This window comes from Brevundimonas sp. Br13, assembly GCF_055391505.1.
Genome location: NZ_AP044008.1, coordinates 1608153 through 1620722, shown reverse-complemented (window position 1 = coordinate 1620722; position 12570 = coordinate 1608153). Strand labels below are relative to the sequence as shown.

Below are 12570 nucleotides of genomic sequence, written 5' to 3'. Positions count from 1 at the left end.
GGATCATGAGGAGGGAAGCGGCCTCGGAGGCAGACGCCCGCGCTTTCGCGCGGGCGTCCTCCGTCAGCGGATCAGCAGCAGGGTCCGCCGTTACAGCAGGCCGCGAGAAGCTCGCAGCAGGAGGCGGCGGCCTTGACCACCGAGTCGGGCGCGGCCGCGAAGGCAGCCGAGGCCGAGGTCAGCAGCACGAGGGCCGCGAGCGAAAAAGCACGTTTCATTGTTGATCTCCATGGATCGGTTTTCTGAGAAAAGGATCGTCGGTGGAGATCAGGTTCGAGGGGGCGGGTCCTCCGCTTCCGGCTCCACCCCCGCGAGGGCGTCGGCCGGTAAACGATCGTGCACATCGGCGGAGGCCGCTACCGGGACGGCCGCGGCGGGCGTCGGAACCAGGCCATGGCAGAGCACGGCGCACAGCCGAGCGGAGCTCATCTTCACGGGATCGCAGGGGGCATCCGGACTGGAGCCGTCGGCGGGCGCCATCGGCATCGACATGGCCGCGGCCGGAGTCTCCCAGGCCGTGACCGGGCTCGACGCGAACAGCAGGGCGAACACGGCCAGAATGGCCGGCGCCCAGGCCGCAGTTGTTCGACGTCCGATCATCAAGCTCAATACGTCCAGCAAGACCCCAAGGTTACAGCGCAGGTGACGCGCGCGCCAGCCATGACCGGCGCGCGCCCCTGCATCTTTTACGTCCCCGGCGTCAGCCGCCCTCGCCGGCCGCATGAAGAAAGTCCACGGCGCGCTGGGCGTGGGCGGCGGCTGAGAAGATGAATCGCTTGTCGTCGCGCAGCACCTCGAGCCATGAGGCGACATAGGCGGCGTGATCCTCGCGCGGCTCGAGAGCCAGCCCCAGGTCGGCGCAGAGGAAGGCGGCGCCGATTTCGGCCACCAGTTCTTCCCGGGCGTAGCCGGCGTCTCCATGCCGGCGGCGTCCGAAGTCGCGGTCGAGCCGAGCGGGGTGCCTGGTCCAGTGCGTCAGCTCGTGGCCCAGCGTCGCGTAGTAGGCTTCCGGATCGCGGAAGCTTTCGAACACCGGCATCTGCACGAAGTCCGGTCCCGGCGCATAGAAGGCGCAGCCGCCGCCATGACGGACGTCGGCGCCCGTCGCGGCGAGGAACGTCTCGGCCCGGGCGATCCGTTGACCGAGGTTCAGGACCGGCGCGGGCGCCGGGGCGGACGAGGCCGGGAGACCCTCGATCTGTTCGACGTTGAAGACCGTGTAGGCCTTCAGGAACGGAATGCGTCGGGTCGTCTCCTCCCCGGCGTCGTCATCGTCGATGCGGACCAGCTGGTCGGCGTAGACGACGGTGGAACCCTTTTCGCCCTTGCGGACATGAGCGCCCAGGGCCAGCGCCTGCCGGAAGGTCATCCAGGTGGAGGACTGAAAGCCTCGGGCGGCGGCCTCGCCCCACAGCAGGACGACGTTGACGCCGCGGTAAGGCGTGCCGTCGTGCCGGAGGGGTCGGCTGACGCTTTCGGATGCGGCCCAGGGCTGGCTCCAGGGCCGGACGCCGGCTTCGAGCTGGGCGACGATCTGGTGGGTGATGCGGGTGTAGAGGTCGGGACGTGAGGGTTCGTTGGGGCGCGACATGGCGGCCTCCTCAAGACGGGATTTGAAGAAGGGGCGGCGGCGCTGTCGTCAGCGCCGCCGCGGCTCGCTCAGCGGGACCAGATCAGGCTGTGTCCGCCATCGATCTCGACCAGCGAGGCGTAGATCGGGGCCGGGAAGCTGGGATCGTCGAGCTTGACCGACAGGTAGTCGCGGTTCTGCTGGCTCGTTTTCTTCCAGGCCGCGCCGAACTCGGTCTGGCCGGAGAAGATGCGGAAATCAGGAGCCTTGTCGTCGGTCTTGTCATTGGCCCGGAGTTGGGCCGCCTTGACGTTGAGGGTCAGGGTCTTGATCGAACCGCTGTAGCTGCCGTCCGCTTGCTGGGTGAAGGAACCGATGGTGGCCATGGAAGTCTCTCCTTGCTGATCTCGGGCCACGCCTGCCGCGGCCTCGATGGCGATCGGCGGACCGGAGGCCGGGCGGCCCGCAGGCGAGCACAGGGAGCCCCGCAGCGCAGCGGAGGACCGGGAGCGCGACTTTCTTGCCTCGCGAGGAAGGCCGTCAGGCCGGGGAAGAAAGTCGCGCGAACGGTTGCGGAAGCCGGACGGGCTTCGGTCAGATCAGGCCATTGAGAGGCCGCGCAAGGCTTGGCGCGTCGCAGGAGAGACGGCTGGTCACCGCCGCTTGAACCATGCGGCCAATCGCGGCGCTCGTAGGGATCGTGCCGCCAATGCCGGTGCATCCGCTCCGCCACCAAAGACGTGCCCAGGATTCACCGCTTCCGCGTCGTCGCAGCTGACGCGCGGCATGGCGACGGGCGCGGCCACGCCTGGCATGAATCTGAAGTGTCTCCTGCTATGAAGGGAACCTGAAGCAACTCCAGCTTCGTTCCCCTTCCGAGCGTTCCGTTCGAGGGACAGTCGCGGTGTCGTAAGCCAGCCGGATGAGGCGGCCGGAGCGTGCTCATCGGGAGTCAGAACAATGCGCAACTCCATCAAAATCGCTGGCTGCGGAGACAGCCCTCGGCGTCATCGCCGGTCTCGTGGCCACGAGGGTAACCGAGAGGGCGCAGACGGCGCTCTACCAGATCAAGCCGCCGAAAGTACGGGAAGAGGAAGTGCTGGAGCGACCATGCTCTTGATGATCGACGAAGGTCTGACGCCTGTGTTCGGCTACAGTGCTCCCAATCGAGACAACCCCCTGCTCACCCAGGCTAGAGGGGTCGCCGGGCACCTTCTCTTTGGCGCCGTCAACGCGGTGGTGACCGAGGCACTGTACCGCCTCGTCCGTCCCAAGGTAGCCGCTACAGAGCGAGCGCGGAGCATACATCGATGACCAAACATTATGATCTTGTGGTGATCGGGACCGGGACCGCCGCCATGGTCGGAGCCATGCGGGTTCGCGCTGCTGGTCGCAGCGTCGCGGTTGTCGATTTTCGTCCCTTTGGAGGCACGTGCGCGCTCCGGGGCTGCGATCCAAAAAAAATGCTGATCAGCGGGGCCAACGCCGTCGATCATACATGGCGGATGCGAGGCAGGGGTGTCGCCGGCGACGCCCGAATTGCTTGGGCCGACCTCATGGCCTTCAAGCGGGGTTTCACCGATCCCGTTCCCCAAAAGCACCAAGAGCGGTACTCTGAAAGAGGCATCGACACTTTTCATGGACGGGCGCGCCTCACCGGCCGCAACAGCCTTGAGGTGGGCGAGGAAACGCTGGAGTTTTCGAACCTGCTCATCGCCGCCGGAGCCGAACCCAGGAAACTCGGCATCCCGGGGGAAGAGCATCTGGTCACCAACGAGGGCTTCCTCGAGCTGGGTGACATGCCAAAGCGCATTGTGCTGGTCGGCGGAGGCTATATCGCGGCCGAGTTCTCCCACATCGCCGCGCGGGCTGGCGCCGAAGTCGTAATCCTCCAGCGTGGCGAGCGATTGCTTCCCCAGTTCGACCCGGACGTGGTCGGTTGGCTCATGGAAAGCTTTCGCCAACTCGGCGTTGACGTGCGCCTCGAAACGACAGTCCAGGCGGTCGAGCAGACGCGCGCAGGCTTTCGGGTTCACGCCCAGACGAAGGGGAAAGCCGTCGATGTCCATGCTGATCTGGTCATTCACGCCGCCGGACGAGGACCTGCGATCGACGATCTCGGCCTTGACGCCGCCGGGGTCGAGCATGAAGGAGGCCGCCTGAAGCTCAACGAATTTCTGCAGAGCGTTTCCAATCCAGCCGTCTATGCCGCGGGCGACGCAGCCCAGGTCGGTCCGCCGCTGACCCCCGTGTCCAGCCACGACGCCAAGGTCGTGGCGGCCAACATTTTGAACGGTAACTCCGAAAGGCCGAACTATCGCGGCGTCCCGAGCGTGGCCTTCACAATCCCGCCTATCGCGGCGGTCGGGCTGACGGAGAGGGAGGCTAAGGATCAGGGTCTGCTCTACCGAGTCAAAAATCAGAAGGCCTCCGACTGGTTCACAGCACGCGCAGCGGCCGAACCCACCTTCGGCTTCAAGGTCTTGGTCGAGGAAGGGACGGAACGGGTGTTGGGCGCCCACCTCGTGGGCCCGAACGTGGACGAGGTCATCAATATTTTCGCTTTGGCGATCCGCCATGGACTGACTGCGGATGACCTCAAGACCACGATGTTCGCCTATCCGACGGGCGCATCGGATGTGGGCTACATGCTATGACGCTCAAGCGGTGTCGCGGTAGGTTCATGGCGCCATCCGCATCGCGGATTGGAGCGAAGGAGGGATCCCTTGGAGAGGCAGTCCGACACCATCCAGTTCACGGTGATCCGGGGCGACGGCGACTGGCGGGTGCTTCGCGATGGCCGACCCTCAGGGCATTTCGACTTCAGCGTCGACGCCATAGAGTCCGCGCTCGTGAAGGCGACGACGCTGATCGACAAGGGCGAGCAAGTGGAAGTCTTTGTCCAGGACGCGGCCGGCCAGTTGCGTCAGGTCGATCCGGTCGGCGGGGAAGTGCTCCACTAAGAGGACGGCGATTCCGACCTCGTCGCCTTTTAACCCGTCCACTCGAGTTCGAAATCCGGAGTGAGCGCGATCAAGCCTGTTTCGATCTGGTTCCAGGTCAGGCGGAGCGCCTTCAGATCTTCGGGCGTGAACAGGTGCGCATGGTGCGACGCCGCGCGCAGCTTCCCGGCCTGCTTCAGAAGATCGAACACCGCCTCTGGGTCGTCGAAACCAGCCTCGAAGATCGCCTGGAAATGCTCCGGATGGCTCATGATCCGCGCGTAGTGGGTGTAGTCGGCATGGTCGAAAACCTCGCCTCCCCGCTTCTTCCACTTCCCCAGCAAATCCTTGCAGTCGCACAGCGGCAGGCGCTCGTCCGCCCAGTCCTCACCGTAGGTCTCGGCCATCACGGCATCTAGAATTTCCCTCAAGGTCAGTTCGTAGCGGTGAACCAGAGTCTTGGCGCGCTTCACATGCGGCGGGGCCGAGTTGGCCTGAAGGCGGGCCTTCAGGCGACGGCGCTTCTCCGCCATCGTCAGGAGACGCCGTCTCGGCCAGTGCGCAAGCCGCAGTCCCGCCGCGTCGAGGAAACTGCGATAACCGGCCAGATTGGCGAACTGCGGCATCTCCGTGATGGAGAAGGCGCCGACCGCCTCTCGCACTCCCCGCGTCAGCCGGTCGCTCTCGGCGAACATGTCGGCCATCGCCGAGGCCCGCGCGAAGGCCTCGATCTGGGCGGGTCGCCCGATTGCCAGGGCGCTCGCGCCAAGACCACTGTCCGACAGTCGGAGGATGCGATCGACGAAACTGTCCGTCGGCGTCCTGAAGCGCTCGAGACCATCCGGCAAGGCGAAGCCGGCGGACAGTTGCGCGATCCGCTCGGCCTGCTCGATCAGGCCATTCGGAAACGCGGCGCGATAGACGCGGTCCGCGTCGGTCTGAGCCCTCATCAGGGCGCCGACGCCCTGCATCCGGTCCATGAACGGGTTACGACCCATCGCGGCCAAGGCCAGCGGGGTCTCCAGCTTCATGCGCTCGGCGATGCCGAGCACGCCGCTGGCCCGCAGCATATCGTGCTGTCGGCGGACGTCCTCAAAGGGATCGGCCATCCGTCTTGCGGCGTCCAGCGTCGCGCGCATGCTGGGCGGGATCAAATCACGCGGAAGGGTCATCGCTCGCCGCTTCGCGCAGATGGGCCAGCCGTTCCTCGCACACAGTCGTCGCCAGCGCGCGCAGCACCTCAACCCGCTGGGTCAACCAGGTCAGTTCCTCGACGCTGATCTTGTAGTGCTTGGAGTAACGAGCCTTCACATAGGCCTCGCGCAGCAGCTCGAAGCAGCGGCGCTCGAACTTGGTCTCGCGCGGCCAGGCCTCGGCCAGGCGGGCGTCGATCGCCTCGCACTTCTTGCGCAGGAAGGCGAGGTTGTGCGCCTTGCCGCTGTAGAGCGTCACAACCAGCAAAACGCAGTGGTAGAGGTGTTCAGCCGATTGATGAAGGTTGAACGCGGCGAGCTTAGGATCAGCGCCCTCGCCCATATAGAATTTCGCGCCACGAGCAAAGCTGGCCGAACTCTGCGTCCAATCTCCGAAGAACTCCTCCGCTTCCTTAAGGGCAACCTGAGCTTTCAGGTCAGCCGGCTTGCGCAGCTTGGCGCCGGGCGTGTCGAAGAGAACGATGCCCTCACGCACGATGTCGGCCCAGAAGTATCGCCCACGGTCCAACTGCTCGTTCACGTCTTCCAGACTGTGCACGATAAGGCTCACCGGCGTGCGGATCAGGGTCTCGCCCGGCATCAGCTTGTTCTCGGCGTCATGCCAGAACTCGCCGTCGGTCAGATCCTCATGATCGACAACGATCAACAGATCGAAATCCGAGAAGTAGCGTCCGACCGGATCATGGACCCAATCGCCGCGCGCATACGATCCGTAGAGGATGATCTTGAGGATCTTGCCGTTCTTCAGCCGCTCGGCCCGACGGGTCGAGACGGTTTCGGCGAACGACTCGCGGATCACCTCGACCACCCGGCGCAGTTCCACCTGCTTGCGCGGCGGCAGATGATCGATCGAAGTCTTCATGACGCGAGTCTCGCGCAACGCGTGCATCGGGGCAAGGCGCGAAGCCTCAGTTCTGGATCAGGCGGATCAGGGTTCCGTCCGGGTCGATGAGCGCGCCGATCCGCATGCCCGACTCCTCGATCTTGGGCGCGTGCAATCGGGGTTGGCCCCAGCACGTCTCCGGCAGTCCGGTGCCAAGGCACACGGCGTAGAACGCGTCGAGATCGTCAAGCCGCAGGCAACAGCTGAAGTTGCTGGTCAGCGGATCAAGTTCCGGGTGCGGGAAGAACTCAAGCGTCAGCCCGCCCCGTTTCAGGATCATCCACCCTTCGTCGCGCCAGCCCTGCTGGAAGCCCAGTCGAGTGTAGAACTGGGACGTAGCTTCGAAATCCCGCGACGGCAGGTTGGGCGTGGCGTGATCGGTCACGGCGAACTCCGGAATGCAGCAGTGCCGCCTAAGCCTAGCCGCAACAGCCCTTTCCATCCACCTGGATCGGCGGACACGGCACGTCGGCATAGGAGCAGAACACGCAGCAATCGCCGGGTTGAGGCTTCAGCTTCACGCCGCAACCGAGGCAATCGTAAAACCAGATGCAGGCGTCGGTGGGCATGGTCTCGGTCGCGACGTGACCGCAGTGCGGGCAGGTCAGCGTCGATTCCAGAACGATGGCGGGGCTCATCGCATGGCCGCCAGTCGCGGCATGGCCCATGGTTCGATGTAGGGCTGCCAGGCCAGGGACAGGACGATCAGCAGGCTGGCGATCACCAGCAGCCAGAACGCCAGACGCGAGGGCCGGCGGCAGGATGCGTCCTTCCGACACATCCGCAGGCGACGCCAATGCAGCAGCCAGCCGGCGGCCAAGATGACGGCGGCCAGAAGCGTCAGCCAGGTTCGCGCGCCCGCGATGACCGCGGCGCCGGCGAAGGACACGCCCGCCACCGAGAGAGCCAGAGGCAGTACACAGCACGCGGCCCAGGCGAACACCGAGGCCACACCGCCGATGGCGGCCGAGGCGCTGACGGCGACCTCAGGAATGTTGGGCCGGTCTTGATCGATGGCCATGGGGCCTCCCGTTCGATTTCTGCTACAGGCTACAACCCGTAGCCGCTACGGGATCAAGAGCCATGTCCGCACGAAGTTTGACGATCGGGCGCCTCGCAGAGAGCGCCGGGGTGAACTTGGAAACGGTGCGCTACTACGAGCGGATCGGCCTGATGCCCGCCCCGGCCCGCACCGAGGGCGGACACAGGAGCTATGAGCCGGAACACGCCCAACGCCTGCGCTTCATCCGCCGGTCCCGCGAACTGGGATTCGGCATCGACGCCATTCGGCGGCTGATCGCGTTGAGTGAGCCGGGCGTCCAGGCCTGCTGCGAAGTCCGCGACATGGCCCAGGACCACATCGCCAGCGTGGACGCCAAAATCGCGGATCTGGAGCGGCTCCGGACGGTGCTTAAGCAGGCCGTCGCGGACTGCAGCGAAGGCGGGCGGGTTCGGTGTCCGGTGATCGCAGAACTCGGATCGATCGCATAGGTGATGACCTGCGCACCCTGTCGAGCCGGTAGGGTCCTGGCAATCACGCGCCGATGACGCCGAGGTGCTCAAGCAGGATCATCAGACCGAGCGCGACAAGCGCGAGCCCTCCCAGAAGCTCGGCGATCTTGCCAAAACGCTGGCCGACGGCCCGGCCAATCAGCATGCCGATCGTGGTCAGCAGGAAGGTCGTGACGCCGATTGAGGCCGCGATAACCCAGATATTGGCTCCGATGAAGGCCAGGCCGACGCCAACAGCCGCCGCGTCGATGCTGGTCCCGACCGCCATGGCGATCAGCGCCCAAGGTCCGGACCGGCGTGGGGCATCCTCAGCCAGGGGACGGGTCGCTTCCCAGATCATCTTGCCGCCAACAGCGGCGAGGAGGCCGAAGGCGATCCAATGATCCACGCGTTCGACGAGGCCTGCAGCGACCATGCCGAGCCCCCAGCCAATCACCGGGGTGATGGCCTCGATACACCCGAATACCAGGCCTGCCTTCACGGCGCCGGCCAGGTTCGGTCGATGCAAAGCACCACGCCCAACGGCGGCGGCGAAGGCGTCGGTAGACATGCTGAGAGACAGAACGGCGATGGCGACAGGAGTCATGACGAGCATCCACCCGGCAACGAACAGCGCTTCCCTCCCCGGCCGGTGCGGCGGTGGGACGCGCTGGTCTCGCTAGGCGGCGGTTCCGCTGGTCGGACCGCGCGCCGAAACGCGAGTGTGTTGATCCGACCCCGGCGATCAGACGCCGGAAGCTACTCCCCAACAGGAAGCGGCCTCATAGGAGGTGTCGCGCGCCGGTGCAAGATACTATAGGGGAGTATCCATGGCGCATACCTCCACGAACAAGAAGAAGCTCGTCGCGCGGGTCCGGAGGATCTCGGGTCAGCTCAGCGCAATAGAGCGCGCCATCGAGTCTGAAGCCGGGTGTTCGCAAATCCTGCAGCAGGTCGCGGCCGCGCGGGGCACCATGGGCGGGCTTCTGGAAGAGTTGATTGAAGACCATCTGCGCCACCACGTCGCTCATCCCGATCTGAGCGAGGACGCCCGGCAGGGCGGCGCCGACGAGTTGATCGCCATCATTCGCCGCTATTCAAAGTAAGGCCCGCGCCATGTCCGCGTCCGAGACCGACTATCTGACCCACGACCACTATTTCCTCAGCCGTTCGCACGACGACAGCGCACGGCGAACGCTGTGGGTGGTCGGCCTGACGGCCGTCATGATGGTCGGGGAGATCATCGCCGGCCTGGTCTACGGCTCGATGGCCCTGCTGGCCGACGGCTTTCACATGGCGACCCACGCCGGCGCCCTGGCCGTTGCGGCCGGCGCCTACGCCTACGCCAAGCGGCATGCCGCCAACCGGCGCTTCAGCTTCGGGACCGGCAAGGTCGGGGACCTGGCGGGGTTCGCCTCGGCGCTGGTTCTGGGCATCGTGGCGCTCGGGATCGCGGGAGAGTCCATCGGCCGCCTGATCGATCCGCGCTCGGTCGCCTTCGGCCAGGCGACGCTGGTCGCCATCCTGGGTCTCGTGGTCAATCTGGTCAGCGCCGTCCTTCTGTCCGGCGGGGGGCACCACCACGGTCGTCATGGCCACGGGCATGGCCATCACCACGACCACGATCATCACGACGACCATGATCACCAGCACGGTCATGGCGGCCATCGCGACAACAACCTGCGCGCCGCCTACATCCATGTGCTGGCCGACGCCCTGACCTCGGTGCTGGCGATCATCGCCCTGCTTGCGGGCCGCTATATGGGATGGGTCTGGCTAGACCCGCTGATGGGCATCGTCGGCGCGATCGTCATCGCCCGGTGGTCGTGGTCCCTGATGCGCGACACCGCCGCGGTGCTGCTCGACACAACGGACACCGCCATCGAGGCCGAGGTCCGCGAATTCGTCGAGGGGCCGGGCGACGGGCAAGGGTTGCAGGCACGCGAACTGCGCGCCTGAAACCCTGCCCGTCGGCGAGACCGGGGTAGCAAGGGCCAGGGCGGACCGGCCGGAGGGGGATCGCCCGGCCTGCACAAGCCGACGACGATGATGAAAATGAACAGCATGACCGCGCGGAAGGTCGGGGAGACCGGCCGGTCCGGCGGCGCAGCCGCTTCACCCTGACCCGCGCGAGGGCGGAGCCCTTAGCCTTCTGGGCGGCGTCCCGGCGTGCGCCTGTGGATGACGACGGCGGGCGCGCGAAGCCGGCTTGACCCCGCTTCGTGTTCTGCTTTTGTTCTTGCCATGCCCCTCCGCAAGACCGTCACCATCGAATGGCAGGACGCCGGCTCCAGCCGCGCCTATTTCGTGCGCCCGGGCAGCCGGTCGCGCGCGTGGATCTGGTTCCTGGACGGCGACGTGCCGGCCTTCGAGGAAACGTCCGCCCGCTTCGTGGTCGAGAAGCGCGGCGGACGCTGGGTCGCGGTCGAACGGGTGGACACCTGACCGCAGGGGTCGCCCATTGACGGCGGACGCCCGCGGGCCGATCAAGGCGGCTCGATTTCAAGGAGACCCGCGATGACCCTCAAGATCGCCGCCGCGGCGGCCGCCTTCCTCGCCCTCAGCGCCGGCGCGGTGCTCGCGGCGGAGGCCTGCGCCTGCTGCAAGGACATGGCCCCCGGCGCCGCCATGGAGTGCTGCGACGAGATGAACGCTCCGGCCCCGGCTCCGGACGCACCCGCCCCGGCTCCGGCGCCCGCTCCCGAAACGCCGCAGAGCGGCGGGCACGCAGGTCACACGCCCGGCTAAGCCGCGGCGTCATCGTCACCCAGGACCGCCATGAACCGTTCTCCGACCATCCTTGACCGCCGGTCCATCCTGAGCGGCCTGTCCCTCGCCGCCTTAGCCGCCCCGGCCCTCGCCGCGCCGCCGAAGCGGATGACCGCCTACAAGACGCCCTGGTGCGGCTGCTGCGGCGGCTGGATCGCCCACATGCGCCAGGCCGGCTGGACCGTCGAGGTCGTCGAGCGCGAAGATCTCGCGCCGACCCGGGCGCAACATGGCGTTCCGGACCGGCTGGCCTCCTGCCACACGGCGGTCGTCGGCCCCTATGCGATCGAGGGCCATGTTCCGGCCGGCGACGTCGACCGGCTGCTCAGCGAACGCCCCGCCGCCCGGGCGCTGAGCGCCCCCGGCATGCCGGCTGGCTCGCCGGGCATGGAAGCCGCCGGGCGCGAACCCTATACGACCGTCCTGATCCTCAACGATGGTTCAACCCGCGTGTTCGGCCGCCACAACGGCGCCTGACGCCCGAGGCGTCGCGGGTGCGTTCCTGTCCGCAGCCGCCAGCCTGACGCGCGACGGGTTGAGCCAGCTCTGCACCGGCCGGTCGAAGCCATAGCGGAACACCGCCGCGGCCGCGAAGGCGCCGATGAAACCGATCGACCACAGCGCCCAGCGAACCCCCGACGACAGGGCGTCCTGGCCCAGGGCGTCGAGCAGGCCGAACCAAACGATACGGGTGACCTCATTGGTCAGGAACATCGAGAACGACATCAGGGCCAGATGTTCGATCAGGCGTGACGGCCTGCGCACCGATACGGCCCCGGCGGCCCAGATGATCACGGTCATCAGGCCCAGCGACAACAGGCTGAAGGCGCCGAAGGCCTGAAGGATGACAAGCGCGATGGCGGCGCCGACCCCGATCGCGCCGGCCAGACGGGATGCGACATAGACGCGTGAACCGTAGAAGGCCGCCGCGACCCCGAGCAGGAACAGCGGCAAGGCGCGCAGGACGCCGTAGCGCATCGGCAGGCGGTAGATCGGATCGCCGAGCCACACCGAGGCCGCGAGGTCGGCGCCGACGACCAGCAGCGTCGCGCCGATCACCACGGCGATCGGCGGCCAGCGCCACAGGGCCCGGCAGATCCAGGGCAGCAGGAGGTAGCAGGCAATCAGGGCCGAGAGCGTCCAGGTCGGGGCGTTCCACCCCTGCCCGCCCGGCACGCCCCAGGCCTGGAGCAGCAGCACCTGGGCCGGCAGCTGCGACCAGTCGAACCAGCGCGGGTTGCTGGGCGCGATCCCCGCCAGAGCCGCGCCGCCGACGAGGACGACGAGGATAAGGCTGACGACGAGGTGGGCCGGAATGACCCGCAGCAGCCGCTGGCGCGCATAGGCGCGCAGCGACGCCTGACCGGCGGCGAGCCGGTCGCCGTAGATGCGCGCCAGGACGTAACCGGAGTCGATGATGAAGAAGTCGGTGAGCAGATAGCCGCGGTCGAACACCGGATGCAGCTGGGGCAGCGGGACCGGCGAGGCCTCGCGGAAATGGTAGAGGATGATCAGCGCCCCGACGATGAAGCGGAGCGCGTCGAGCCAGCCGCCGCGGGCGATGCGCGGTGGGCGGGACTTCATCGGCGCGGCGTCGCTGCGGACCATGGGCGCAGCCTAGTCCGCAACGGGGCAAGGAATGGTTATCAGCGCGGGCCGCTCACTTCGCCACCGACCCGGGCTTTGGCCCCGGCCGTGTGA

19 protein-coding genes are annotated in these 12570 nt (G+C 66.9%); 8 read left to right on the top strand and 11 right to left on the bottom strand.

Annotation, left to right across the window (positions count from 1 at the left end; translation table 11 throughout):
• Positions 1 to 71: 71 nt before the first annotated feature.
• The 4 genes from ACZ5M6_RS07940 to ACZ5M6_RS07925 form a co-directional block, all read right to left on the bottom strand.
• Positions 72 to 218 carry a hypothetical protein gene (locus ACZ5M6_RS07940; RefSeq protein ID WP_169802110.1) on the bottom strand — a complete coding sequence of 49 codons (147 nt, stop codon included), beginning with the start codon at positions 216 to 218 and terminating at the stop codon, positions 72 to 74.
• Between the two features lie 49 nt (positions 219 to 267).
• Positions 268 to 621, bottom strand: coding sequence for a hypothetical protein (locus ACZ5M6_RS07935; protein ID WP_201462393.1), 354 nt, complete (start codon positions 619 to 621; stop codon positions 268 to 270).
• A gap of 79 nt (positions 622 to 700) precedes the next feature.
• Entirely contained in the window at positions 701 to 1591 is an 891-nt protein-coding gene (locus ACZ5M6_RS07930; protein WP_201462392.1) for an ArdC family protein, read from the bottom strand.
• 68 nt (positions 1592 to 1659) lie between these two features.
• Positions 1660 to 1956, bottom strand: coding sequence for a DUF736 domain-containing protein (locus ACZ5M6_RS07925; protein WP_054765695.1), 297 nt, complete (start codon positions 1954 to 1956; stop codon positions 1660 to 1662).
• A 924-nt stretch (positions 1957 to 2880) separates the two neighbouring features.
• On the opposite strand from ACZ5M6_RS07925, the gene ACZ5M6_RS07920 reads away from it, so the two are divergent.
• Positions 2881 to 4227, top strand: coding sequence for a dihydrolipoyl dehydrogenase family protein (locus tag ACZ5M6_RS07920; protein WP_184272810.1), 1347 nt, complete (start codon positions 2881 to 2883; stop codon positions 4225 to 4227).
• 69 nt (positions 4228 to 4296) lie between these two features.
• On the top strand, positions 4297 to 4533 hold the full coding sequence (locus ACZ5M6_RS07915) for a DUF2188 domain-containing protein (protein ID WP_054765692.1): 237 nt from the start codon (positions 4297 to 4299) through the stop codon (positions 4531 to 4533).
• A 29-nt stretch (positions 4534 to 4562) separates the two neighbouring features.
• Here ACZ5M6_RS07915 and ACZ5M6_RS07910 read toward each other — a convergent pair whose 3' ends face one another.
• The 5 genes from ACZ5M6_RS07910 to ACZ5M6_RS07890 are packed head-to-tail and all read right to left on the bottom strand — an operon-like array spanning position 4563 to position 7630.
• Entirely contained in the window at positions 4563 to 5651 is a 1089-nt protein-coding gene (locus tag ACZ5M6_RS07910; RefSeq protein WP_201462391.1) for a hypothetical protein, read from the bottom strand.
• Between the two features lie 16 nt (positions 5652 to 5667).
• Positions 5668 to 6588 carry a HEPN domain-containing protein gene (locus ACZ5M6_RS07905; RefSeq protein ID WP_066625035.1) on the bottom strand — a complete coding sequence of 307 codons (921 nt, stop codon included), beginning with the start codon at positions 6586 to 6588 and terminating at the stop codon, positions 5668 to 5670.
• Between the two features lie 46 nt (positions 6589 to 6634).
• The gene (locus ACZ5M6_RS07900; RefSeq protein WP_054765689.1) at positions 6635 to 6994 is read right to left on the bottom strand and encodes a bleomycin resistance protein; all 360 of its coding nucleotides are present in this window, start codon (positions 6992 to 6994) and stop codon (positions 6635 to 6637) included.
• A gap of 34 nt (positions 6995 to 7028) precedes the next feature.
• Positions 7029 to 7247 carry a GDCCVxC domain-containing (seleno)protein gene (locus tag ACZ5M6_RS07895; protein ID WP_054765688.1) on the bottom strand — a complete coding sequence of 73 codons (219 nt, stop codon included), beginning with the start codon at positions 7245 to 7247 and terminating at the stop codon, positions 7029 to 7031.
• The gene (locus ACZ5M6_RS07890) at positions 7244 to 7630 is read right to left on the bottom strand and encodes an MFS transporter permease (protein WP_066624881.1); all 387 of its coding nucleotides are present in this window, start codon (positions 7628 to 7630) and stop codon (positions 7244 to 7246) included. The genes ACZ5M6_RS07895 and ACZ5M6_RS07890 overlap by 4 nt, the downstream gene beginning before the upstream one ends.
• Positions 7631 to 7692: 62 nt before the next feature.
• On the opposite strand from ACZ5M6_RS07890, the gene ACZ5M6_RS07885 reads away from it, so the two are divergent.
• Positions 7693 to 8100 (top strand): MerR family transcriptional regulator, encoded by a 408-nt coding sequence (locus ACZ5M6_RS07885; RefSeq protein WP_054765686.1) that lies wholly within the window; start codon positions 7693 to 7695, stop codon positions 8098 to 8100.
• A gap of 43 nt (positions 8101 to 8143) precedes the next feature.
• On the opposite strand, the gene ACZ5M6_RS07880 is transcribed toward ACZ5M6_RS07885, so the two are convergent.
• Positions 8144 to 8707, bottom strand: a complete 564-nt coding sequence (locus ACZ5M6_RS07880) for a manganese efflux pump MntP (RefSeq protein ID WP_054766931.1) — start codon at positions 8705 to 8707, stop codon at positions 8144 to 8146.
• Positions 8708 to 8930: 223 nt separating this feature from the next.
• On the opposite strand from ACZ5M6_RS07880, the gene ACZ5M6_RS07875 reads away from it, so the two are divergent.
• From ACZ5M6_RS07875 to ACZ5M6_RS07855, 5 genes are all read left to right on the top strand, one after another.
• Positions 8931 to 9206, top strand: coding sequence for a metal/formaldehyde-sensitive transcriptional repressor (locus ACZ5M6_RS07875; RefSeq protein ID WP_464160079.1), 276 nt, complete (start codon positions 8931 to 8933; stop codon positions 9204 to 9206).
• A gap of 10 nt (positions 9207 to 9216) precedes the next feature.
• The gene (dmeF, locus tag ACZ5M6_RS07870; protein ID WP_201462390.1) at positions 9217 to 10059 is read left to right on the top strand and encodes a CDF family Co(II)/Ni(II) efflux transporter DmeF; all 843 of its coding nucleotides are present in this window, start codon (positions 9217 to 9219) and stop codon (positions 10057 to 10059) included.
• 285 nt (positions 10060 to 10344) lie between these two features.
• On the top strand, positions 10345 to 10545 hold the full coding sequence (locus ACZ5M6_RS07865) for a hypothetical protein (protein WP_201462389.1): 201 nt from the start codon (positions 10345 to 10347) through the stop codon (positions 10543 to 10545).
• Between the two features lie 72 nt (positions 10546 to 10617).
• Positions 10618 to 10848 carry a hypothetical protein gene (locus tag ACZ5M6_RS07860; RefSeq protein WP_054765671.1) on the top strand — a complete coding sequence of 77 codons (231 nt, stop codon included), beginning with the start codon at positions 10618 to 10620 and terminating at the stop codon, positions 10846 to 10848.
• A 30-nt stretch (positions 10849 to 10878) separates the two neighbouring features.
• On the top strand, positions 10879 to 11346 hold the full coding sequence (locus ACZ5M6_RS07855; RefSeq protein WP_201462388.1) for a DUF411 domain-containing protein: 468 nt from the start codon (positions 10879 to 10881) through the stop codon (positions 11344 to 11346).
• On the opposite strand, the gene ACZ5M6_RS07850 is transcribed toward ACZ5M6_RS07855, so the two are convergent.
• Positions 11311 to 12477: an acyltransferase family protein gene (locus tag ACZ5M6_RS07850; protein WP_201462387.1), complete on the bottom strand. Its 1167-nt coding sequence runs from the start codon at positions 12475 to 12477 to the stop codon at positions 11311 to 11313. The genes ACZ5M6_RS07855 and ACZ5M6_RS07850 overlap by 36 nt on opposite strands.
• Between the last annotated feature and the right edge of the window lie 93 nt (positions 12478 to 12570).

Excerpts from the sequence above, each read along its gene's own strand:
- ACZ5M6_RS07905 (WP_066625035.1), bottom strand. The coding sequence starts at position 6,588 with ATGAAGACTTCGATCGATCATCTGCCGCCGCGCAAGCAGGTGGAACTG.
- ACZ5M6_RS07910 (WP_201462391.1), bottom strand. The coding sequence starts at position 5,651 with ATGCGCGCGACGCTGGACGCCGCAAGACGGATGGCCGATCCCTTTGAG.
- ACZ5M6_RS07890 (WP_066624881.1), bottom strand. The coding sequence starts at position 7,630 with ATGGCCATCGATCAAGACCGGCCCAACATTCCTGAGGTCGCCGTCAGC.
- ACZ5M6_RS07860 (WP_054765671.1), top strand. The coding sequence starts at position 10,618 with ATGACCCTCAAGATCGCCGCCGCGGCGGCCGCCTTCCTCGCCCTCAGC.
- ACZ5M6_RS07920 (WP_184272810.1), top strand. The coding sequence starts at position 2,881 with ATGACCAAACATTATGATCTTGTGGTGATCGGGACCGGGACCGCCGCC.
- ACZ5M6_RS07850 (WP_201462387.1), bottom strand. The coding sequence starts at position 12,477 with ATGGTCCGCAGCGACGCCGCGCCGATGAAGTCCCGCCCACCGCGCATC.
- ACZ5M6_RS07855 (WP_201462388.1), top strand. The coding sequence starts at position 10,879 with ATGAACCGTTCTCCGACCATCCTTGACCGCCGGTCCATCCTGAGCGGC.
- ACZ5M6_RS07880 (WP_054766931.1), bottom strand. The coding sequence starts at position 8,707 with ATGACTCCTGTCGCCATCGCCGTTCTGTCTCTCAGCATGTCTACCGAC.
- ACZ5M6_RS07885 (WP_054765686.1), top strand. The coding sequence starts at position 7,693 with ATGTCCGCACGAAGTTTGACGATCGGGCGCCTCGCAGAGAGCGCCGGG.
- ACZ5M6_RS07925 (WP_054765695.1), bottom strand. The coding sequence starts at position 1,956 with ATGGCCACCATCGGTTCCTTCACCCAGCAAGCGGACGGCAGCTACAGC.
- ACZ5M6_RS07875 (WP_464160079.1), top strand. The coding sequence starts at position 8,931 with ATGGCGCATACCTCCACGAACAAGAAGAAGCTCGTCGCGCGGGTCCGG.
- ACZ5M6_RS07865 (WP_201462389.1), top strand. The coding sequence starts at position 10,345 with ATGCCCCTCCGCAAGACCGTCACCATCGAATGGCAGGACGCCGGCTCC.
- ACZ5M6_RS07930 (WP_201462392.1), bottom strand. The coding sequence starts at position 1,591 with ATGTCGCGCCCCAACGAACCCTCACGTCCCGACCTCTACACCCGCATC.
- ACZ5M6_RS07895 (WP_054765688.1), bottom strand. The coding sequence starts at position 7,247 with ATGAGCCCCGCCATCGTTCTGGAATCGACGCTGACCTGCCCGCACTGC.
- ACZ5M6_RS07940 (WP_169802110.1), bottom strand. The coding sequence starts at position 218 with ATGAAACGTGCTTTTTCGCTCGCGGCCCTCGTGCTGCTGACCTCGGCC.
- dmeF (WP_201462390.1), top strand. The coding sequence starts at position 9,217 with ATGTCCGCGTCCGAGACCGACTATCTGACCCACGACCACTATTTCCTC.